Raw genomic sequence first — 19010 nt, forward strand, 5'->3', positions numbered from 1 at the left:
CGAGCGAGGTTGATGCTCTTCATGGCTCGGACGCCGGCCCGAGGAGGAAGGTGACGATCTTGTCATCGTCGTTGATCGCGACGGTCATGTCGAACGGTTCGCCGATCGTGCCTCTGATCGTCGTCACGGCGGAGCGTTCGTCTCCCCGGTAGGCCGTGACGGTGAAGGGGGCGGCGGGCCGGATCTGTGTGTTGAGCAGGTCGACCACCTCTGCCGCGGAGACCTGCGCGGTGAAGGCGGCGTCGAGGTGAGGCTCCCACTCGGCGGCTGTGGTGTCCTCCTCGGCGCCGAGCACGTCGACGATCCATGAGGTCTTCGCACCCACGGGGGTGTCGGCGATCTCCACGGACGAGGGTGTCGTCGCCGCAGAATCGGGCGCCCCTGCGGCGGGCGCACACGCCGTCAGAGCGAGGGCTGCGGCGGCGACGAGAGCGAGGAACGAGTGCGGGCTCAGCCGGCGGGGCATGGCGGGGTCCTTTCGTGGGGGATCCCATCCACGCTACGCACGGTGTCGCTCGAGCGCCTCCGCCTGGCGGGGGAGTTCTCGAGCGCTCGTCAGGAACCGGGGCGCTCGATCAGGAGCAGGCCCTGCTTGGTGTCGGCGAGCGTCATCCATCCGTCGCCGAACTGGTACGTCATGCCGTAGCCGTCCGAATCCGGGTTGAGGACGTTGGCCTTGTTCTCGGTGATGTACTCGTCGCCGACGCTCGTCCAGCCGCTCGCGAGAAGTTCGCTCCGGGCGGTCTGGGCCTCGGTGTCGCTCACGGGCGCCCAACCGAACACCTGCACGTGATCGCTGGCGACCGAGTAGTCTCCCCAGACGCACTGAATGCCTTCGGGGAAAGTCAGGCTGCCGACGCGGAACACGTCCTCCTTCGCCGTCCACTTCGCCTTCGCGAAGTCCGCGATCACGTCGTCCGGAAGCAGTGACTCGCAGGTGGCCGCGTCGATCGTCCCGGCTGTGGGCTCACTGGTGGCGACGGGGGTCGGCGTGGGCGCATCGGGCTCCGACGCGGGAGTGGATGCGGCGGGCTCCGGAGCGGCCGGGCTCGAGCACGCGGCGAGCGAGAGGGCGCCGGCGACGAGCAGGGCGGCGCCGAGCGAGGAGCGGATGCGGCGGGTCATGCCGAGGCCTCCGAGTCGGTAGCAGGGGCGAAGAAGTCGAGGAAGGACTGATGGAGCACGCCGTTTGTGGCCAGCACCGAGCGCGTGGAGAGGGAGTCGGTACCGTCGAACGCCGTCATCCGCCCGCCGGCTTCCGTGATGATCGGACCGAGAGCGGCGATGTCGTACTCCTTGACATCGAACTCTGCGACCATCTCGAGTCTGCCCTCGGCGAGGAGCATGTACGGCCACGCGTCGCCGTATCCGCGGTCGCGCCAGACGGTACGCGAGAGCCGGATGAGGCCGTCCAGATGACCTGCGTCATCCCACTGCGCGATGCTCTGGAAGCTCACGCTCGAGCGGTCGAGGCTGTCCACGTCCGACACAGCGAGCCGGCGCGGCCGGGCGCCGCCGTTCGTCCAGGCGCCCTCGCCCTCGGCCGCCCACCACCGGCGTCCGATCGAGGGCTGGCTGACGACGCCGACGCGGGGCACGCCGTCGACCGCGAGGGCGATGAGCGTCGCCCAGATCGGGATGCCCTTCAGGTAGTTGTGCGTGCCATCGATCGGATCGATGATCCACTGGCGGGCGCTGTCGCCGACCGATCCGAATTCCTCGCCCAGCACCGCGTCGTCCGGTCGTTCCGCGGAGAGGATGTCGCGGATCGCCCTCTCGGTGGCGATGTCCGCCTCGGTCACATAGGACGCATCGGGCTTGACCTCGATGCTGAGGTCGGCGGCGTCGAAGCGAGACATGGCGACGGCGTCCGCCGCATCCGCCATTCTGAGGGCGAGCGCGAGGTCGTCGGAGAAGCTGCCCGCGAGCGCGCCGGAAGACGAAGTGGGGGACATGCCGTCAGCCTACCGGGCCGGTACCGGCTCGATTGGCGCTCCGGTTCGTCGGGTGATAGCGTTGTCCCTCGGTTCGGAAAGTGAGTTTCTCGCCCCGGATCACGCACCTCTAGCTCAATCGGCAGAGCAACTGACTCTTAATCAGTGGGTTCTGGGTTCAAGTCCCAGGGGGTGCACGGATTGCCTCGACAGATCTCGCCATCTGCCGGGGCTTTCTGCTTTCCGGGGCGACGGTCGTCGAAGCAGGGGTCGCGCAGAAGGATGGCGTGACCCCCACTTCCCCCGAACGCTCAGCCTCGGGGCGCTCCTGGCAACGATTCGCACGCGATCAGGTCGCCATCACCGTCCAGTCGGGCGATGTCGCCGTAATAGGCGTAGTACTTGCCGAAGTACGCCTGCGCCGCGGCCCAGTTCGAGAAGTCTGTGCAGTCCACATCCGCTGGCCGCGCCGGAGTCGCGGTCGTGACGACACCGGCCGCTGGCACCCGGAATCGGGCACGCTCGTACGACCAGTCGTGTGGCCAAAGCGAGATCACGCGGTCCCGTTCGCCGTTGTCCGCCGTGTAGAAATGATGGAGCACCTTCGGACCCCAGAATCGGTACATCGGCAGAGTGTCCGGAACCGGCGAATCCACGGGATAGACGTAGTAAGCGACCCCCTCGAACGACCAATCGGCCGGCCACGTGGCGATGACGTGGTTCTTTTCGGTCTCGTCAGCTGTGTAGAAGTGACCTTTGAACTTGTCGCTCCAGAATCGGTAGAGGGGGACCGTGCCGGCAACCTGAGTCGGGAACGCGGTGTAACGCTCCCCCTCATAGGTCCAGTCGTTCGGCCACGTGCGAATCACCCTGTCTCGCTCGGCGGGGTCGATTGTGTAGAAGTGGCCCTTGAAGATCGGGCTGTAGAACCGATACACCGGGGCGGCGCCGTCGGGGGCGGCCGTCTGCGTCAGCCCTGATGGTAGAGACGGCGCCGTGTCGGCAGCTGCCGCGACAGGTCCTGTGATGGTCAGAATGATTGCAGCGGCGGCAGCTAGCCCCACGATGCGTCTGCGCATGATGGAATCCCCCTAGATTCGTGTCTCCCCAGCGACAGGAGCCTAGTGGTTCACTGGTGGGACACACACAAGAGCGCGAGCACAGTCGTTTCATTGGGGAGGGTGCTTAATGCCGAAGCGATCGAAGCGATGGGTATGGTCCGGACGTCTTGCGGCCCTTGCGGTGCTTGTCGCGGTCGCAATCTGGCTTTGGAGCGTCGGTCTGACACAGGCGAGCGCGCTCGCGGGCGCGTTGGGACTGCTTGTCGCGCTCGCGGCCCTCTTCGCTCCTTATCTGTTCCCGGTCCAGCCTCCGCGACCCGTCGAGGGTGTCGTCGTGGAGAACTCGGGTGGCGCATCGGCCAACAACGGTGGTGAGGCCAACTCGGGTGTGCGGGGCGCGATTCCGAGCGGCAATGTGCGTGTGGATCGAAGCGGAGACGCTGAAGCTGATGGCTCGGGATCTGTGGCGAATACTGGCATCCAGGATTCTTCGCCCTGACCCGATGATTCGTCGACAACATGAATGATCTGCCTCCCACGGAGCCCCGCGGCCGTCGACGGAAGAATGCAAAGACAACGTCTCCGAGTACGTCCGCTGCCCGCAGCGATTCGGGGCAACCGGCGCAGACGAACCGCACCATCACCGTCGCCAATACTGGTGCCGCGACGGCTACGAACGGCGGCATCGCCGTCACCGGTTTCATCGAGTCGCTGACGGTTGTGCACGAGCCCTCCGCCATAGTGTGGCCGGTATCGATCGGCAGAATCCCACCCCTGGCTTCCGCTTTCCAGCCGCGATTGAGTGTTCGTCGCGTCATCGAGGCCGCATGCCGGGACACCGCAGGTGCTGTTCTCACTCAGGGGGAGAGATCATCGGGCGATGTGCTCTCGGGAGGCGGGGGAGTCGGCAAGACTCAACTGGGTTCCTGGTATGCAAGCGAAGCGATTCGACAGGGGACGGACCTTGTGGTGTGGGTGGACGCCTCCGCTCCGGGAGGGATCCCCGAGGTTCTCGCGCGGGCCGGGCAACGCTTGCGCGTCCCGGGCGTGATCGGGCTGGGGACCACAGTCGAGAAGGACGCCGCGGCATTCCGGGATTGGCTACAGGCCACGCACCACACCTGGCTCGTGGTGTTCGACGACATCACAGATCCTCAGCACGCGGCCGACTGGTGGCCGGTGAGTCACACAGGAACAGGCTCAAGCTTGGCAACGACGCGTCGACGCGATGAGGTGCTGTTCGCAGCGGGCCGCCGACGAATTGACGTCGACGTTTTCACTCCCGACGAAGCTCTGGATTACCTGAATCAACGAGTCTCGGACGCGGGTCGGCAGTATCTCCTGGATGTAGCTGCCCCCGTCCTTGTCGAAGAACTTGGTTGTCTACCCCTCGCCCTCTCACACGCCGCGGCCTACCTTCTCAGCCGACGCGTAGCGACGAGTGAGTACCTCGCCTTGTTTCGAGAGGAGAAGTACCGTCTCGACGAACTGATGGTCGGCGATCCGGATAACCGTGCATCCGTCACGATCACTGTCACCCTGCTCCTCGCAATCGACGCCGCGCGGCACGATGATGTCGATGCACGGATTCGTCGAGCGGCGGCCGTCGCGTCCATGCTGAGCCCAGTCGGCCATCCCATTGAACTGTGGAACACCCCTTCGGTCCGGCGATATCTGCGTGAGGAGAACACCGGCCACTTGGCGGATGGCCTGCGAGCACTCGACAGGTACAGCCTGGTGACGATCGACGATCAGTCGATGGCGCCGACCGTACGGATGCACGCGTTGACTGCCCGGGCGGTTCGAGAACAACTCGCGGAGGTCGAGGCTCGCGAAGCGGTCCGTGTCGTCGCGTCTGCAGTGCTCGAGATTTGGCCCGACCGCGAGCATGAGTTGTCGGCGATCGGTGCCGTGCTTCGCGCCAATGCCGCAACGCTTGCCAAGCGCGACGCCGTCTTCGGCCATCCTCTGTGGCGGGATGGCGCCATCGGTCTCCGGCTTTCTCGTCGCGCTTCGTATAGCTGGGTCGCTGCCGGCCATTACACCGAGGCGATTGCGCATGCGCAAAGCGCGATATCGGCCACGACCAGCGTATTCGGCGAGACGCACAGCACGACGGCGATTGCCCGCGTACCGATCATCACGGCGTACCGAGCGGGAGGTGACCTGTCCGCTGCCACCAAGGTGGGTGAAGAGACCCTCGAGCATCTCCTCGACAGTCTCGGAGCGAACCATCCGATCACCCTGGAAGCGCAAGACGCTGTCGCAGTGGCTCACAGACAGGCAGGCAACCATGCTCGGGCGATTGAACTCGTAGAGGCGGCATCAGCGGGTCGCGACCGAGTGCTTGGGGAGCATCACCCGGACGCGCTCGAATCGCGGAACAACGTCGCGGTCGCCTATTGGAACGTGGGTCGCATAGCCGAGGCAATCGTGTTGCACGAACGGACGCTCGCTGATCGTGCACGGATTCTTGGCGCTGACCATCCGGACACCATGGAGTCTCGCAACAACCTCGCGGTCGCCTACTGGCAAGACGGGCGACACGCTGAAGCAGTCGCGCTGGGATTGCAGGTTTTCAACGACCGATCTCGACTGCTCGGCCCCGATCACCCACGGACGCTCGAGTCGCAGCACAACCTGACGAGCTTCTATCGCGATGCGGACATGTTTCCCGAGGCGGTAGCGCTCGGAAAGCGTGCACGAGATGCTCACATCCGAGTCCTAGGTGCCGATCACCACAGGACGCTCAACAGTCGGCATGTTCTGGCTATGGCGTACCTGGCGGCGGGCATGACGGTTGAGGCGGTCGCAGAGGCTGAGCGCGCCGTCGCGGACTGTTTGCGCGTCTTGGGGTCCTCGCATCGCTACACCCTGGCTGCCCTGACGAACCTCTCGGAGTGTTAGCGCCGCACGGGGCGGACCGCTGAGGCCATCGCACTCGCAGAGCGCACCGCAGCCGACCATGTGACGTACCTCGGTCCGAACCATCCCAACACCCTTCGCTCCCACGTTGTGTTGGCTGCGACCTATCGTGAGGCGGGCCGACTCGTTGATGCCATTGCCCTGGGTGAGAGGCTGGTCGCCACCTGCCATATCTCGCTCAGGCAGGGTCATCCGCTGACTCTTGCCGCTGTCGCGGAACTGGCCAAGGCTCAGGAAGCAGGTGAAGAGCCGACCCGTTGATGTGGGCCGAGAGGCTCAGGTCGAGAGACGCTCGAGAGGCCCGAACAGGGCCTGCCAGAGCCACTGTGTCGCTGTCTCGATCGAGGGCAGCGGGTCGCGCGCGAGCCAGGCGGTGATGACGCCCAGCGCGCTGCCGGTCACGCTCGCCGCGACGACATCCACCGGAAGCCCGTCGAACACCGACGGTGCCCCCTGGCGCACCGCGGTGCCCACGATGCCCTGCACGCGGGTGCGCAACTGCGCGGCGACGGCGAGTGAACCGTGCTCGCCGAGCACGAGTCGGTACAGGTCGGCGTTGTCAGCGATGTGCTGCAGGTACGTCGTGAGCTCGGCGGGCGGCTGGCTGATGTCGCGCGGGTCAGCGGAACGGATGATCCGGCTCGACACGTCATCGACAGCCGACTCCAGCGCATCGGCGAGAAGCTGATCCTTATCGGCGTAGTGCTGGTAGAAGCTGCTGCGGTTCACCCCTGCCTCGGAGGCGATGTCGGCCACAGTGATGCCATCGAGCGGACGCTCACGGGCGAGCGCGAGCAGTGCGTTCTGCAGACTCGCTCTCGTGCGCGCCACGCGGGGATCCATCCCGCCATCTTGGCAGAGCGACGCGCCGCTGCTGGGAGTTCTCCCACATGTGATGGTTTTGCAACACGTGTCGGATATTGTCGACGAGGCTCGATGGCGCGCCGCATCCCACCACCCCTTCGGAAAGGCACGTCGTGGCCCAACTCCTCTACCGGCTGGGGCGCTTCTCGGCGCGCCGCGCCTGGATCGTCCTGGTCGCCTGGGTGATCGCGCTGGGCGTCGCCGCCGGCTCGTTCGTCGCCTTCGGCGGCACGCTCGCCACCTCCTTCAGCATTCCCGGCACCGAGACGGAGCGCGTCAACGATCGCCTCGCCGACGCTCTGCCCGACCTCACCGGCGCCAGCGCCCCCGTCGTGTTCCAGACCGACGGCCAGCCCTTCACCGACGAGCAGAAGGCCGACATCTCCTCGCTCTTGAAGGACGTCGGCGAGCTCGATGGAGTCGCGGGCACGGTGGACCCGTTCCAGTCTCAGGCGCAGCGCTCCGACCAGGCCGCGCAGCTCGAATCCGGCGCCGCTCAGCTCGCGCAGGGCGAGACCCAGTTGGATGCGGCGCAGCAGCAGCTCGACGCGGGCAAGGCGCAGCTGGACGCCGCCGTGGCACAGGCGCAGGCGGCGGGCGTCTACGCACAGGCCGAGGCGCAGTTCACGACCCAGCAGGCGCAGATCGCCGCGGGGCAGGAGCAGCTCGACGCGTCGCGCGCTGAGCTCGAGGCGCAGAAGCCGCAGCTCGAGGCAGGCCAGGAGCTGCTGGATGCCGCATCCGACATCCGCACCGTCTCGAGCGACGGCGCGACGGCGATCGGCAACGTGGCCTTCACCGAAGACATGTTCTCGCTGCCGCAGGAGACGAAGACCGCGGTGGCCGATCGTCTCAAGAGCGCCGACATCCCCGGTGTCAGCATCGACTACTCCTCGACGATCGCCCAGTCGACCGATGGCCTCATCGGCGTGGGCGAGCTGGTCGGAGTGCTCATCGCGGCGCTCGTGCTGGCGATCATGATGCGGGCTCTGCTTCCCGCCATCACGCCCCTCATCGGCTCGCTCATCGGTGTCGGCGTCGGTGTCGCCGGATCCCTCGCGTTCTCCGACGTCGTGGACATGGCCTCCGTGACGCCGATCCTCGGTGTCATGCTCGGCCTCGCCGTGGGCATCGACTACTCGCTATTCATCGTCAACCGCCACCGCAAGCAGGTGCTCGCGGGCATGGAGATCGGCGAGTCGATCGGGCTCGCCAACGGCACAGCCGGCAACGCCGTCGTCTTCGCCGGCACGACCGTCATCATCGCCCTCGTCGCCCTCCTCGTCACCGGCGTGCCGTTCCTCGGCGTCATGGGCGTGGTGGGAGCGGCGTGCGTGTTCGTCGCCGTTCTCGTCGCGATCACGGTCACGCCCGCGCTGCTCGGGCTCATGAAGCTTCGCGTGCTGCGTCGCGGGCTCCGTGCGAAGGTCGGGCATCCCGACCACGCACCGGCCCGGCTTCGGCCCATGCGCACCGGTCGTGTGGTCGTCGCGGGGGCGATGGCGATCATCGCCCTCCTCGTCATCGCGATCCCCGCGCTCTCGATGCGCCTCGGCCTGCCCGACGGATCCTCGGAGGCCACCGACACGACCCAGTACCGGGCCTACACCGCGGCTACCGAGGCCTTCGGCGCCGGCATCAACGGCCCGCTCCTCGTCGTCGCGGAGACGCCGCAGACGGTGGACGAGGCCGACCGCGTCACGACGCAGGCCGCCATCGTCCGCACGCTCATGGCGCAGGACGACGTGGACGCGGTCGCCCCGATCGCGGTCTCGGATGACGGCAGAACCTTCGCGTTCCAGGTGGTTCCGCAGGACGGCCCAGCCAGCGAGACGACCGAGACCCTCGTGCACGATCTGCGGGCCCTGTCGCCGCTCGACGGCGACATCGACCTCGGTGTCGCGGGCCAGGCGTCGGCCAACATCGACGTGTCGCAGAAGCTCGCCGATGCGTTGCCCGTCTACCTCGCCGTCGTGGTCGGTCTGTCGCTGATCATCATGGTGCTCGTGTTCCGGTCGATCCTGGTGCCCATCATCGCGACCGCAGGCTACGTGCTGTCGCTGTTCGCGGCGCTCGGTGCCGTCACGGCCATCTACCAGTGGGGCTGGCTGAGCGACGTGTTCGGCGTGCACGATCCCGGCCCGGTGCTGAGCTTCGGGCCGATCATCCTCATGGGCGTGCTCTTCGGCCTCGCGATGGACTACCAGTTGTTCCTCGTCTCGGGCATGCGCGAGGCGTACGTCCACGGCGCCCCGGCGCGCGCCGCGGTCGTTGCCGGCCTGCGCGGAGGTCGCGCGGTCGTGACGGCCGCCGCGATCATCATGATCTCCGTCTTCGGCGGCTTCATCTTCAGTCACCTGGCGATGGTGCGGCCGATCGGCTTCGGGATGGCGATCGGTGTGCTCTTCGACGCGTTCGTCGTGCGGATGGTGATCGTGCCGGCGCTCATGCACCTGTTCGGGCGTGCGGCATGGTGGCTGCCACGCTGGCTCGACCGCATCCTGCCCGATGTGGACGTCGAGGGCGCGGCCCTCGAACGCGCTCACCCCGTGCAGCACTGACGCTGTGAGACACGGATGAGGGGGTGCCCACCGTCCGGGGGGCCACCCCCTCATCCGCGTGCTCGTATCAGGCCGCGTCGCCGACGAGGACCGCGACGCCCTCTTCAGCCGCATCCGCCGGGCGCTCATCGATGCGACGCAGGGCGCGACGGCCGAGCGCGATGGTCAACGCGGCGATCACGATCGATGCCGCGGCCACGAGGTATGGCACCGTCGCGTTCGAGGCGTGCCACAGCCACGCCGCGAGCGGGGGAGCGGCCGCCCCGCCGAGGAACCGGACCGCAGAATAGGCCGACGATGCGACCGCGCGGGGGAGATCCGTGGCCTCCATGACCGCCTCGGTGAGCACCGTGTTCATCACGCCGAGAAGCAGACCCCCCACGACGATGCATGTCACCAGTGCGGCGGAGCTCGCCACGAGGAGGCCACCGACGACGAGATCGATTGCGAGCAGCGGCAGCACGACCAGCATGACGCCCGATCGGGTGAAGCGGCGCAGCAGGAGCGGCGCGACCCACACGCTCGTGATCGCGAGGGCGACGCCCCACCCGAAGAAGGTGAAGCCGATGCCCATCGCTCCGAATCCGAGCGGGAAGGGCGAGAAGGCCAACAGGGTGAAGAAGCCGATGTTGTAGAACAGGGCCGCGACCGCGAGCACGGCGAGCGCCGGCTTGCCGAGGGCTCGGAACGGCGCCGACAGCGGTACCGGTGTGCGCTTCTCCTTCGGGCCGCGCAGCAGCACGGCGACGGCGATGAACGCGATCGCCATCAGCGCGACGACGCCGAAGAAGGGGCCGCGCCAGCTCACCTCGCCGAGGAGGCCGCCCAGCAGCGGACCGACGGCGATACCGACGCCCAGGGCGGCCTCGTACAGCACGATCGCCGCAGAACTGCCCCCGCTGGCCGCGCCCACGATCGTGGCGAGAGCAGTGGAGATGAACAGAGCGTTGCCCAGACCCCATCCGGCGCGGAAGCCGATGATGGCGTCGACGCTGCCCGACAGTGCGCTGAAGAGCGAGAAGACGACGATCAGAGCGAGGCCCGCGAGCAGCGTGGCCTTCGCACCGATGCGACTCGAGATCCAGCTCGTGACCAGCATCGCGAGGCCCGTGACGAGCAGATAGCTCGTGAAGAGGAGCTCGGTCTCGACGGGGGTGGCCTCGAGAGACTCGGCGATGGCCGGGAGGATCGGATCCACGAGGCCGATGCCCATGAACGCCACCACGCAGGCGAACGCGACGGCCCACACCTGCGCGGGCTGACGCCAGACCGACGTCGTCGCCCCGCTCATCGTGCCGCTCCCGCAAAAGCGTCCGTGCGCGACATCAGGATGCGGGAAGCGTGATCGAGCGCCGCCCACTCGGCGTCGTCGAGGTCGGTGAACAGCGGCTCGAGCGTCTCGCCGAGCTGAGTGCGCCATGCATCCATCGCTTCCGATCCGGCGGGGGTGATCGAGACGAGCGTCACCCGGGAGTCCTCTTCGTCACGTTCGCGCGCCACGAGATGGAGTTCGGCGAGCTGGCCGACCAGACGGGTCATGCCGGGCTGGGTGGTGCGGCTCAGCCGCGCCAGGTCGCCCACACGCTGGGGGCCCTCCTTCTGCAGGATGCTGAGCGCGCGCCACTGGGCGGCGGGCGCATCGTTCTGTGTCGTGACGGCGGCGACGCGGGTGAGTGCGTGCGCGGCGACGACGATCCTCTCGATGGCTTCGGCTTTTCGCATATCGAATGTATATACCGTAGATATGTAAAGCGGATGCGGAACAGTCGCGGATCGCCGACACCGGACCGCCGTAGGCTGGGGAGATGACTCCCGACGACATCGTGATCGTTGCCGCTGCCCGCACGCCGCAGGGAAGGCTGAAGGGGCAGCTGGCATCGATTCCGGCCCCTCAGCTGGGCGGGATCGCCATCCGCGGCGCTCTGGTTCAGGGCGGGATCCCCGCATCCGCCGTCGATGCCGTGCTCGTCGGGCAGGTGCTGCCGGCAGGTACCGGGCAGAATCCCGCCCGACAGGCGGCGATCGCTGCAGGGCTCGGATGGGACGTGCACGCGGCGGGCGTGAACAAGGTCTGTCTGTCCGGGCTCACCGCCGTCATCGACGCGGCCCGGATGATCCGCGTCGGCGATGCCGCGGTCGTCGTCGCCGCCGGCATGGAGTCGATGAGTCGTGCCCCGCACCTGCTGACCGGTTCGCGCGACGGCTACGCCTACGGCAGCGTCGAAGTGCTCGACCACATGGCCTACGACGGACTCACCGACGCATTCGACCGCGTGAGCATGGGTGAGTCGACCGAGCGCCGCAACGCCGACTACGAGGTCACCCGTGCGGAGCAGGATGCGGTCGCCGCACGTTCGCACCGGCGCGCGGCCGACGCGGCGGCCGCCGGCTTCTTCGACGCCGAGATCGTTCCCGTCGAGGTACCGCAGCGCCGGGGGGAGCCCGTCGTGATCACCCGCGACGAGGGGATCCGCGCCGACACCTCCGAAGAGGTGCTCGCGAAGCTGCGTCCGGCCTTCGCCACGGGCGGGACCATCACCGCGGGCAACTCGTCGCAGATCTCCGACGGCGCATCGGCCGTCGTGCTCACGACGCGCAGCCACGCCGACGCGCAGGGCTGGAAGGTCCTGGCGGCGCTCGGCGCGAGCGGCCAGGCCGCCGGGCCCGACAATTCGCTGCACGCGCAGCCGGCGCGGGCCATCGCCCGCGCACTCGAACGGCAGGGACTCGCCGCATCCGATCTGGATCTCGTGGAGATCAACGAAGCCTTCGCCGCGGTCGTGGTGCGCTCCCAGCGCGAGCTCGGGGTGTCGGACGAGGTCGTGAACCCGCAGGGCGGCGGCATCGCACTGGGGCACCCGATCGGAGCCTCGGGCAACCGCCTCGTCGTCCACGCCGTGCACGAACTCGTGCGGCGCGGCTCCGGCACCGCTGCGGTCGCACTGTGCGGTGGCGGCGGTCAGGGCGACGCGCTCATCCTCGTGCGCTGACGATCGCGCGGCCGGAGACGTCAGCGGCGAAGGCGCTTGCGCAGCAGCTTCGTCTCGTCGCCCGAGACGGGGGAGTCACCGGCGGCCACATGCCCGCGCTTGGCGCGGAAGGTGTCGACGATCGCACCGATCGCGAGGGCGAGCGTGATGCCCCAGCTGACCCATGCCAGCGCCGTCCGCCAGGTGAAGGGCTCCTCGTTGTTGCGCAGCCCTCGAAAGAGGGTCGCGCCCCCGAGCAGGGCGCTGAACAGACCGGAACCGAAGAGGTAGGAGCGCATAGGGTCACGCTATCGCGGGAGGATACCCCCTCGCTCGGGGCTTGCGCGAACCCCTGGAGGCCCTGCACGCCGCTGTTAGCCTGAGTGGCATCCCGAGAGACCAGGAGTGCTCGCGTGCCGCAAGCAGAGTTCGTCGTCGTCGCCAATCGCCTTCCCGTCGACCGAGACGCCGACGGCGGATGGCGTCGCAGCCCCGGCGGGCTGGTCACGGCGCTCGAGCCCGTGATGCGCAAGAGCGACGGCGCCTGGGTCGGGTGGGCCGGAAAGCCCGACCTCGAGCTCGAGCCGTTCGACGCCGACGGCACCCACCTCGTGCCGATCACGCTCAGCGCCGAAGAGGTCGAGCTGTACTACGAGGGATTCTCGAACGACACGATCTGGCCGCTCTACCACGACGTGATCGCCGCTCCCCGGTACCGCCGCGAGTGGTGGAACGCGTATGTCGCCGTCAACCGCCGGTTCGCCGAGGCGGCCGCGGAGGTCGCGGCCGAGGGTGGCACGGTGTGGGTGCAGGACTACCAGCTGCAGCTCGTGCCGCAGTTCCTCCGCGAGCAGCGACCCGATCTCACGATCGGTTATTTCCATCACATTCCGTTCCCCGCATACGGCCTGTTCTCGCAGCTGCCGTGGCGTCGTCAGGTGCTCGAAGGGCTGCTCGGCGCCGACGTCATCGGCTTCCAGCGGGTGGCGGATGCGGGCAACTTCGCCCGCGCGGTGCGTCGCCAGCTGCGCTACGAGACGAAGTCGACGGGGATCAAGGTCCCGCAGGCCGACGGCTCCGTGCGCATGGCGCTCGCCAAGGCGTTCCCGATCTCGATCGACGTGGCCTCCTACGTCGAGCTGGCCGAGCGGCCGGAGATCCAGGCGCGCGCCGCCGAGATCCGCGAAGAGCTCGGCAACCCGCGCCACATCCTGCTGGGTGTCGACCGTCTCGACTACACGAAGGGCATCCGCCACCGGATGAAGGCCTTCGGGGAACTGCTGCAGGACGAGCGGCTCTCCGTCGAGGACGTCACCCTCGTCCAGGTCGCGAGCCCGAGTCGCGAGCGCGTGGAGACCTACCAGCAGCTGCGCGACGAGATCGAGCTCACCGTGGGGCGCATCAACGGCGACTACGACACGATGGGCCACACCGCGATCCGCTACCTCCACCAGGCCTTCCCCAAGGAGGAGATGGTGGCGCTGTACCTGGCCGCTGACGTCATGCTCGTCACGGCGCTCCGCGACGGTATGAACCTCGTCGCCAAGGAGTACGTCGCGAGCCGCATCGACAACCGCGGCGCGCTCGTGCTGAGCGAGTTCGCAGGAGCGGCCGATGAACTCGGCAGCTCACTGCTCGTGAACCCCCACGACATCCAGGGCCTCAAGGACACGATCGTCCGCGCGATCGAGATGACACCGGGTGAGCAGGGCCGTCGGATGCGCGCGCTGCGCCGCCGCGTGCGCGAGCACGACGTCGAGGACTGGTCGCGGGAGTTCCTCGCCGCCCTCGCGGGGATCCGGGGAAGCGGCGCGGCGTGAGCGATCTCGAGCACCTCGCACGGACCCCGCGGCTTCTGGTCGGACTCGACTTCGACGGCACGCTCTCGCCGCTCGTGGACGAGCCGATGTCGGCGCGGATGATCCCTGCGGCGCGTCGCGCGCTCGATGCCCTGGCCGCGCTGCCCGGCACCGACGTGGCGCTGGTGTCGGGGCGGTCGCTGGCCGATCTTCGTGTGATCAGCGAGCACACCGACGACTCGCTCTTCCACCTCGCGGGCTCCCACGGCGCCGAGACTTGGCATCCCGGTGCTCGGGCGGGGGAGGGTGACGCCGACGAGCCCGCGGATCGTGCGCTTCTGGCCGAACTCGTGCCAGAGGCCGAGCGGATCGTCGCACACGTCGACGGCGCGTGGGTGGAGCCGAAGGCGTTCGGGCTCGGCCTGCACACGCGCCTCGCTCAGTCTGACGAGGCGCTGACGGCTCAGCGCGAGATCGACGCCCTCATGGCCGAGCGGGCCCCGGGCTGGCGGCGGCGCACCGGCCGCGACATCCTCGAGTTCGCGTTCCGGCACGAGGGCAAGGACCAGGCGGTCGCGGCGTTGCGCGAGCGTCTCGGTGCGACGGCCGTGCTGTTCGCCGGCGACGACGTGACCGACGAGGATGCCCTGCGTTCGCTGGGAGACGGCGATCTGGGCGTGCATGTCGGGGCGGGTGACAGCGCCGCATCCGTGTCCGTCGAAGACCCCGCGGCGCTGGCCGCGCTCCTGGACCGGCTGGCCGCGCTGCGCGCTCAGCGTTGACGGCTCGGCGACCGTGACGGGCGCCCGGCCGCAATAGACTGCACGGGTGAGCCACCCCGACGAAGCGATCGACATCAAGCCGCGCAGCCGAGCTGTGACGGACGGCATTGAAGCCACCACCTCCCGAGGCATGCTGCGTGCCGTCGGCATGGGAGACGAGGACTGGGACAAGCCCCAGATCGGCATCGCCTCCAGCTGGAACGAGATCACCCCCTGCAACCTCAGCCTCGACCGGCTCGCCCAGGGTGCCAAGGAGGGCGTGCACGCCGGAGGGGGATACCCGCTGCAGTTCGGCACGATCTCCGTCTCCGACGGCATCTCGATGGGGCACGAGGGCATGCACTTCTCGCTCGTCAGCCGCGAGGTCATCGCCGACTCCGTCGAGACCGTCATGATGGCCGAGCGCCTCGACGGCAGCGTCCTGCTGGCCGGCTGCGACAAGTCCATCCCCGGCATGCTCATGGCCTCGGCACGTCTGGACCTCTCGAGCGTCTTCCTCTACGCGGGTTCGATCGCGCCCGGCTGGGTCAAGCTCAGCGACGGCACCGAGAAGGACGTGACCATCATCGACTCCTTCGAGGCGGTCGGTGCGTGCCTCGCGGGCAAGATGAGCGAGGCCGACCTCAAGCGCATCGAGTGCGCGATCGCACCGGGCGAGGGAGCCTGCGGCGGCATGTACACCGCCAACACCATGGCCTCCGTCGCGGAGGCGCTCGGGCTCAGCCTCCCCGGCAGCGCGGCGCCGCCCTCCGCCGACCGCCGCCGCGACTACTTCGCGCACCGCTCGGGTGAGGCCGTCGTCAACCTGCTCAAGCTCGGCATCACGACGCGCGACATCCTCACCAAGGAGGCGTTCGAGAACGCGATCGCCCTCGCCATGGCGCTCGGCGGCTCGACGAACGTCGTGCTGCACCTGCTCGCCATCGCCCGCGAGGCCGATGTCGAGCTCTCGCTCCACGACTTCAACCGCATCGGCGACAAGGTGCCCCACGTGGCCGACATGAAGCCGTTCGGCCAGTACGTCATGAACGACGTCGACCGCCACGGCGGCATCCCGGTCATCATGAAGGCGATGCTGGACGAAGGGCTGCTTCACGGCGACGCCCTCACCGTCACCGGCAAGACGCTCGCCGAGAACCTGCGCGAGCTCGATCCGGACCCCATCGACGGCACCGTGATCCACACCTTCGACAACCCGATCCACGCCACCGGCGGAATCACGATCCTGCACGGCTCACTGGCGCCCGAGGGCGCCGTGGTCAAGACGGCCGGCTTCGACGCCGCCGTGTTCGAGGGCCCCGCGCGCGTGTTCGAGCGCGAGCGCGCCGCGATGGACGCGCTGGAGGCGGGGGAGATCCGCGCCGGCGACGTCGTGGTCATCCGGTACGAGGGCCCGAAGGGCGGCCCGGGCATGCGCGAGATGCTCGCGGTCACCGCCGCCATCAAGGGCGCCGGCCTCGGAAAAGATGTACTACTCTTGACGGACGGACGATTCTCGGGCGGCACAACCGGCCTGTGCATCGGCCACGTAGCACCGGAAGCGGTGGACGCAGGTCCTATCGCTTTCGTGCGCGATGGTGATCTGATACGGGTCGATATCGCGGCTCGCTCTCTCGACCTACTCGTCGATGAGGCCGAGCTGAGCTCCCGCCGCTCTGGCTGGGAGCCGCTTCCCCCGCGCTATACCCGTGGCGTCCTGGCCAAGTACTCGAAGCTCGTGCGTTCGGCTGCCGAAGGCGCCGTCACCGGGTGACTTCGCCTCCGACATCCCGTCATCCCCACCCGAGGTAGTTCCCATGTCCTCAGACATCTCTGCGGCCATTCCCCGGCCGCCCGCCCGTGCGCAGTCCGCACCCGTGATCACGGGAGCGGAGGCCGTCGTCCGCTCGCTCGAGCTCGTCGGCGTCACCGACGTGTTCGGGCTGCCGGGCGGCGCGATCATGCCCGTCTACGACCCGCTCATGGACGATGAGGCCGTGCGCCACATCCTCGTTCGCCACGAGCAGGGCGCCGGTCACGCTGCGGAGGGCTACGCCGCCGCATCCGGTCGTACCGGTGTCGCCATCGCGACGTCCGGCCCGGGCGCGACGAACCTCGTCACCGCCATCGCGGACGCCTACATGGACTCCGTCCCGCTCGTGTGCATCACCGGTCAGGTCTTCTCGACGCTGATGGGCACGGACGCGTTCCAGGAAGCCGACATCGTGGGCATCACGATGCCGATCACGAAGCACTCGTTCCTGGTGAAGACGGCCGAAGAGATCCCCGGCGCGATCGCAGCCGCGTTCGAGATCGCCAGCACCGGGCGCCCCGGTCCCGTGCTCGTGGACATCACGAAGGACGCCCAGCAGGCCACGGCGCCCTTCATCTGGCCCCCGAAGGTCGAGCTGCCCGGCTACCGTCCGGTGACGAAGGCCCACGGCAAGCAGATCCAGGCCGCGGCTCAGCTGCTGTCCGAGGCCCGCAAGCCCGTGCTGTACGTCGGTGGCGGCGTGATCCGCTCGCACTCGTCCGACGAACTGCGCGTGCTGGCCGAGGCGACGGGCGCTCCGGTCGTGACGACGCTCATGGCGCGAGGCGCGTTCCCGGACTCGCACCCGCAGAACCTCGGCATGCCCGGCATGCACGGCACGGTGCCCGCGGTGCTCGCGCTGCAGGAGGCCGACCTCATCGTGGCGCTCGGAGCCCGCTTCGACGACCGCGTCACGGGCAAGGCATCGCTGTTCGCCCCGGGCGCGAAGGTCGTGCACGTCGACATCGACCCCGCCGAGATCTCGAAGATCCGCTTCGCCGATGTGCCGATCGTCGGCGACCTGAAGGAGGTGCTCGTCGACCTGGACGGAGCCTTCCGCCAGGCCATCGGCGACCAGAAGCCGGACATCACCGAATGGTGGAGCTACCTCGACGGCCTCCGCGACGAGTTCCCTCTGGGCTACGCACCCACGACCGACGGTCTGCTGTCGCCGCAGCAGGTCATCTCGCGCATCGGTGAGCTGAGCGGTCCCGAGGCGATCTACGCCGCCGGCGTCGGCCAGCACCAGATGTGGGCCGCCCAGTTCATCAAGTACGAGCGTCCCAACTCCTGGCTCAACTCCGGCGGCGCCGGAACCATGGGCTACGGGGTCCCTGCCGCGATGGGCGCGAAGGTCGCAGAACCCGACCGCGTGGTGTGGGCGATCGACGGCGACGGCTGCTTCCAGATGACCAATCAGGAGCTCGCCACCTGCGTCATCAACGAGATCCCGATCAAGGTCGCGATCATCAACAACTCGTCGCTGGGCATGGTGCGCCAGTGGCAGACGCTGTTCTTCGACGGCCGCCACTCGAACACCGATCTCAACACCGGACACGGCACCGCCCGCATCCCGGACTTCGTGAAGCTCGCGGACGCCTACGGCTGCCTGGCGATCCGCGTCGAGCGCGAGGACGAGATCGACGCCGCCATCACGCTCGCCCTCGAGACGAACGATCGCCCCGTCGTGATCGACTTCGTCGTGTCGGCCGACGCGATGGTGTGGCCCATGGTCCCGCAGGGCGTGAGTAACAGCTTCGTGCAGTACGCCCGCGACCACGCACCCGAATTCGACAAGGAGGACTGACATGACTTCACACGTGCTGAGCCTCCTCGTCGAGGACAAGCCGGGTCTGCTGACCCGCGTGGCGGGCCTGTTCGCCCGCCGCGGCTTCAACATCGAGTCGCTCGCCGTCGGCGTGACCGAGATCCCCGGACTCTCGCGCATCACGGTGGTCGTCGACGTCGACCAGCTCCCGCTCGAGCAGGTGACCAAGCAGCTGAACAAGCTGATCAACGTCATCAAGATCGTCGAGCTGGATGCGGCCGCCTCCGTGCAGCGCCAGCATGTGCTGGTGAAGGTGCGCGCCGACAACGCGAGCCGCTCCAACGTGCTCGAGGTCGTGAACCTGTTCCGCGGTTCCGTCGTCGACTACGCGCCGGACGCGCTCGTGGTCGAGATCACCGGCGACAAGGGCAAGGTGGACGCGTTCCTGCGCGCTCTCGAGCCCTTCGGCGTCAAGGAGATGGCGCAGTCCGGGCTGCTCGCGATCGGTCGCGGCGGCAAGAGCATCACCGAGCGCGTCCTGCGCGGATAACCCCT

At 68.2% G+C, this 19010-nt stretch carries 15 protein-coding genes, 1 tRNA gene and 1 pseudogene; 9 read left to right on the plus strand and 8 right to left on the minus strand.

Annotated elements, in window-relative coordinates:
• Positions 1-19 precede the first annotated feature (19 nt).
• From LXM64_RS07090 to LXM64_RS07100, 3 genes are all read right to left on the minus strand, one after another.
• Positions 20-466 carry a Cpe/LpqF family protein gene (locus LXM64_RS07090; RefSeq protein ID WP_234075218.1) on the minus strand — a complete coding sequence of 149 codons (447 nt, stop codon included), beginning with the start codon at positions 464-466 and terminating at the stop codon, positions 20-22.
• Between the two features lie 89 nt (positions 467-555).
• Entirely contained in the window at positions 556-1125 is a 570-nt protein-coding gene (locus LXM64_RS07095; RefSeq protein WP_234075219.1) for a hypothetical protein, read from the minus strand.
• Positions 1122-1955 (minus strand): inositol monophosphatase family protein, encoded by an 834-nt coding sequence (locus LXM64_RS07100; protein WP_234075220.1) that lies wholly within the window; start codon positions 1953-1955, stop codon positions 1122-1124. The genes LXM64_RS07095 and LXM64_RS07100 overlap by 4 nt, the downstream gene beginning before the upstream one ends.
• Before the next feature lie 103 nt (positions 1956-2058).
• On the opposite strand from LXM64_RS07100, the gene LXM64_RS07105 reads away from it, so the two are divergent.
• Positions 2059-2131: transfer RNA gene (locus tag LXM64_RS07105), tRNA-Lys, on the plus strand.
• Positions 2132-2245: 114 nt separating this feature from the next.
• Here LXM64_RS07105 and LXM64_RS07110 read toward each other — a convergent pair.
• Positions 2246-3013, minus strand: coding sequence for an excalibur calcium-binding domain-containing protein (locus LXM64_RS07110; RefSeq protein ID WP_234075221.1), 768 nt, complete (start codon positions 3011-3013; stop codon positions 2246-2248).
• Positions 3014-3514: 501 nt separating this feature from the next.
• On the opposite strand from LXM64_RS07110, the pseudogene LXM64_RS07115 reads away from it, so the two are divergent.
• Positions 3515-6181, plus strand: a pseudogene (locus LXM64_RS07115) (tetratricopeptide repeat protein).
• Between the two features lie 15 nt (positions 6182-6196).
• Here LXM64_RS07115 and LXM64_RS07120 read toward each other — a convergent pair.
• Entirely contained in the window at positions 6197-6751 is a 555-nt protein-coding gene (locus tag LXM64_RS07120) for a TetR/AcrR family transcriptional regulator (RefSeq protein WP_234075223.1), read from the minus strand.
• Positions 6752-6897: 146 nt separating this feature from the next.
• Between LXM64_RS07120 and LXM64_RS07125 the strand changes: the two genes are divergently transcribed.
• Complete coding sequence (locus tag LXM64_RS07125; protein WP_234075224.1) at positions 6898-9345, plus strand: MMPL family transporter; 2448 nt, start codon at positions 6898-6900, stop codon at positions 9343-9345.
• 67 nt (positions 9346-9412) lie between these two features.
• Here LXM64_RS07125 and LXM64_RS07130 read toward each other — a convergent pair whose 3' ends face one another.
• Positions 9413-10636, minus strand: coding sequence for an MFS transporter (locus tag LXM64_RS07130; RefSeq protein ID WP_234075225.1), 1224 nt, complete (start codon positions 10634-10636; stop codon positions 9413-9415).
• Positions 10633-11067 carry a MarR family winged helix-turn-helix transcriptional regulator gene (locus LXM64_RS07135; RefSeq protein ID WP_234075226.1) on the minus strand — a complete coding sequence of 145 codons (435 nt, stop codon included), beginning with the start codon at positions 11065-11067 and terminating at the stop codon, positions 10633-10635. Before LXM64_RS07135 ends, LXM64_RS07130 begins: the two co-directional genes overlap by 4 nt.
• Positions 11068-11150: 83 nt before the next feature.
• On the opposite strand from LXM64_RS07135, the gene LXM64_RS07140 reads away from it, so the two are divergent.
• The gene (locus LXM64_RS07140; RefSeq protein ID WP_234075227.1) at positions 11151-12335 is read left to right on the plus strand and encodes an acetyl-CoA C-acyltransferase; all 1185 of its coding nucleotides are present in this window, start codon (positions 11151-11153) and stop codon (positions 12333-12335) included.
• Positions 12336-12355: 20 nt separating this feature from the next.
• Here LXM64_RS07140 and LXM64_RS07145 read toward each other — a convergent pair whose 3' ends face one another.
• Positions 12356-12613, minus strand: a complete 258-nt coding sequence (locus tag LXM64_RS07145) for a hypothetical protein (RefSeq protein ID WP_137417275.1) — start codon at positions 12611-12613, stop codon at positions 12356-12358.
• A gap of 114 nt (positions 12614-12727) precedes the next feature.
• Between LXM64_RS07145 and LXM64_RS07150 the strand changes: the two genes are divergently transcribed.
• Genes LXM64_RS07150 through ilvN form a run of 5 tightly spaced genes read left to right on the plus strand, consistent with a single transcriptional unit; the run spans position 12728 to position 19005 of the window.
• Entirely contained in the window at positions 12728-14134 is a 1407-nt protein-coding gene (locus tag LXM64_RS07150; RefSeq protein ID WP_234075228.1) for an alpha,alpha-trehalose-phosphate synthase (UDP-forming), read from the plus strand.
• Positions 14131-14895 carry a trehalose-phosphatase gene (gene otsB / locus LXM64_RS07155; RefSeq protein ID WP_234075229.1) on the plus strand — a complete coding sequence of 255 codons (765 nt, stop codon included), beginning with the start codon at positions 14131-14133 and terminating at the stop codon, positions 14893-14895. Before LXM64_RS07150 ends, otsB begins: the two co-directional genes overlap by 4 nt.
• A gap of 46 nt (positions 14896-14941) precedes the next feature.
• Positions 14942-16648 (plus strand): dihydroxy-acid dehydratase, encoded by a 1707-nt coding sequence (ilvD, locus tag LXM64_RS07160; RefSeq protein ID WP_234075230.1) that lies wholly within the window; start codon positions 14942-14944, stop codon positions 16646-16648.
• Positions 16649-16691: 43 nt separating this feature from the next.
• Positions 16692-18494 carry an acetolactate synthase large subunit gene (locus LXM64_RS07165; RefSeq protein WP_234075231.1) on the plus strand — a complete coding sequence of 601 codons (1803 nt, stop codon included), beginning with the start codon at positions 16692-16694 and terminating at the stop codon, positions 18492-18494.
• 1 nt (position 18495) lies between these two features.
• Positions 18496-19005 (plus strand): acetolactate synthase small subunit, encoded by a 510-nt coding sequence (gene ilvN, locus LXM64_RS07170; RefSeq protein ID WP_137417266.1) that lies wholly within the window; start codon positions 18496-18498, stop codon positions 19003-19005.
• Positions 19006-19010 lie beyond the last annotated feature (5 nt).

Origin of the sequence: Microbacterium binotii, from assembly GCF_021398715.1 — a bacterium.
GTDB lineage: Bacteria > Actinomycetota > Actinomycetes > Actinomycetales > Microbacteriaceae > Microbacterium > Microbacterium binotii_A.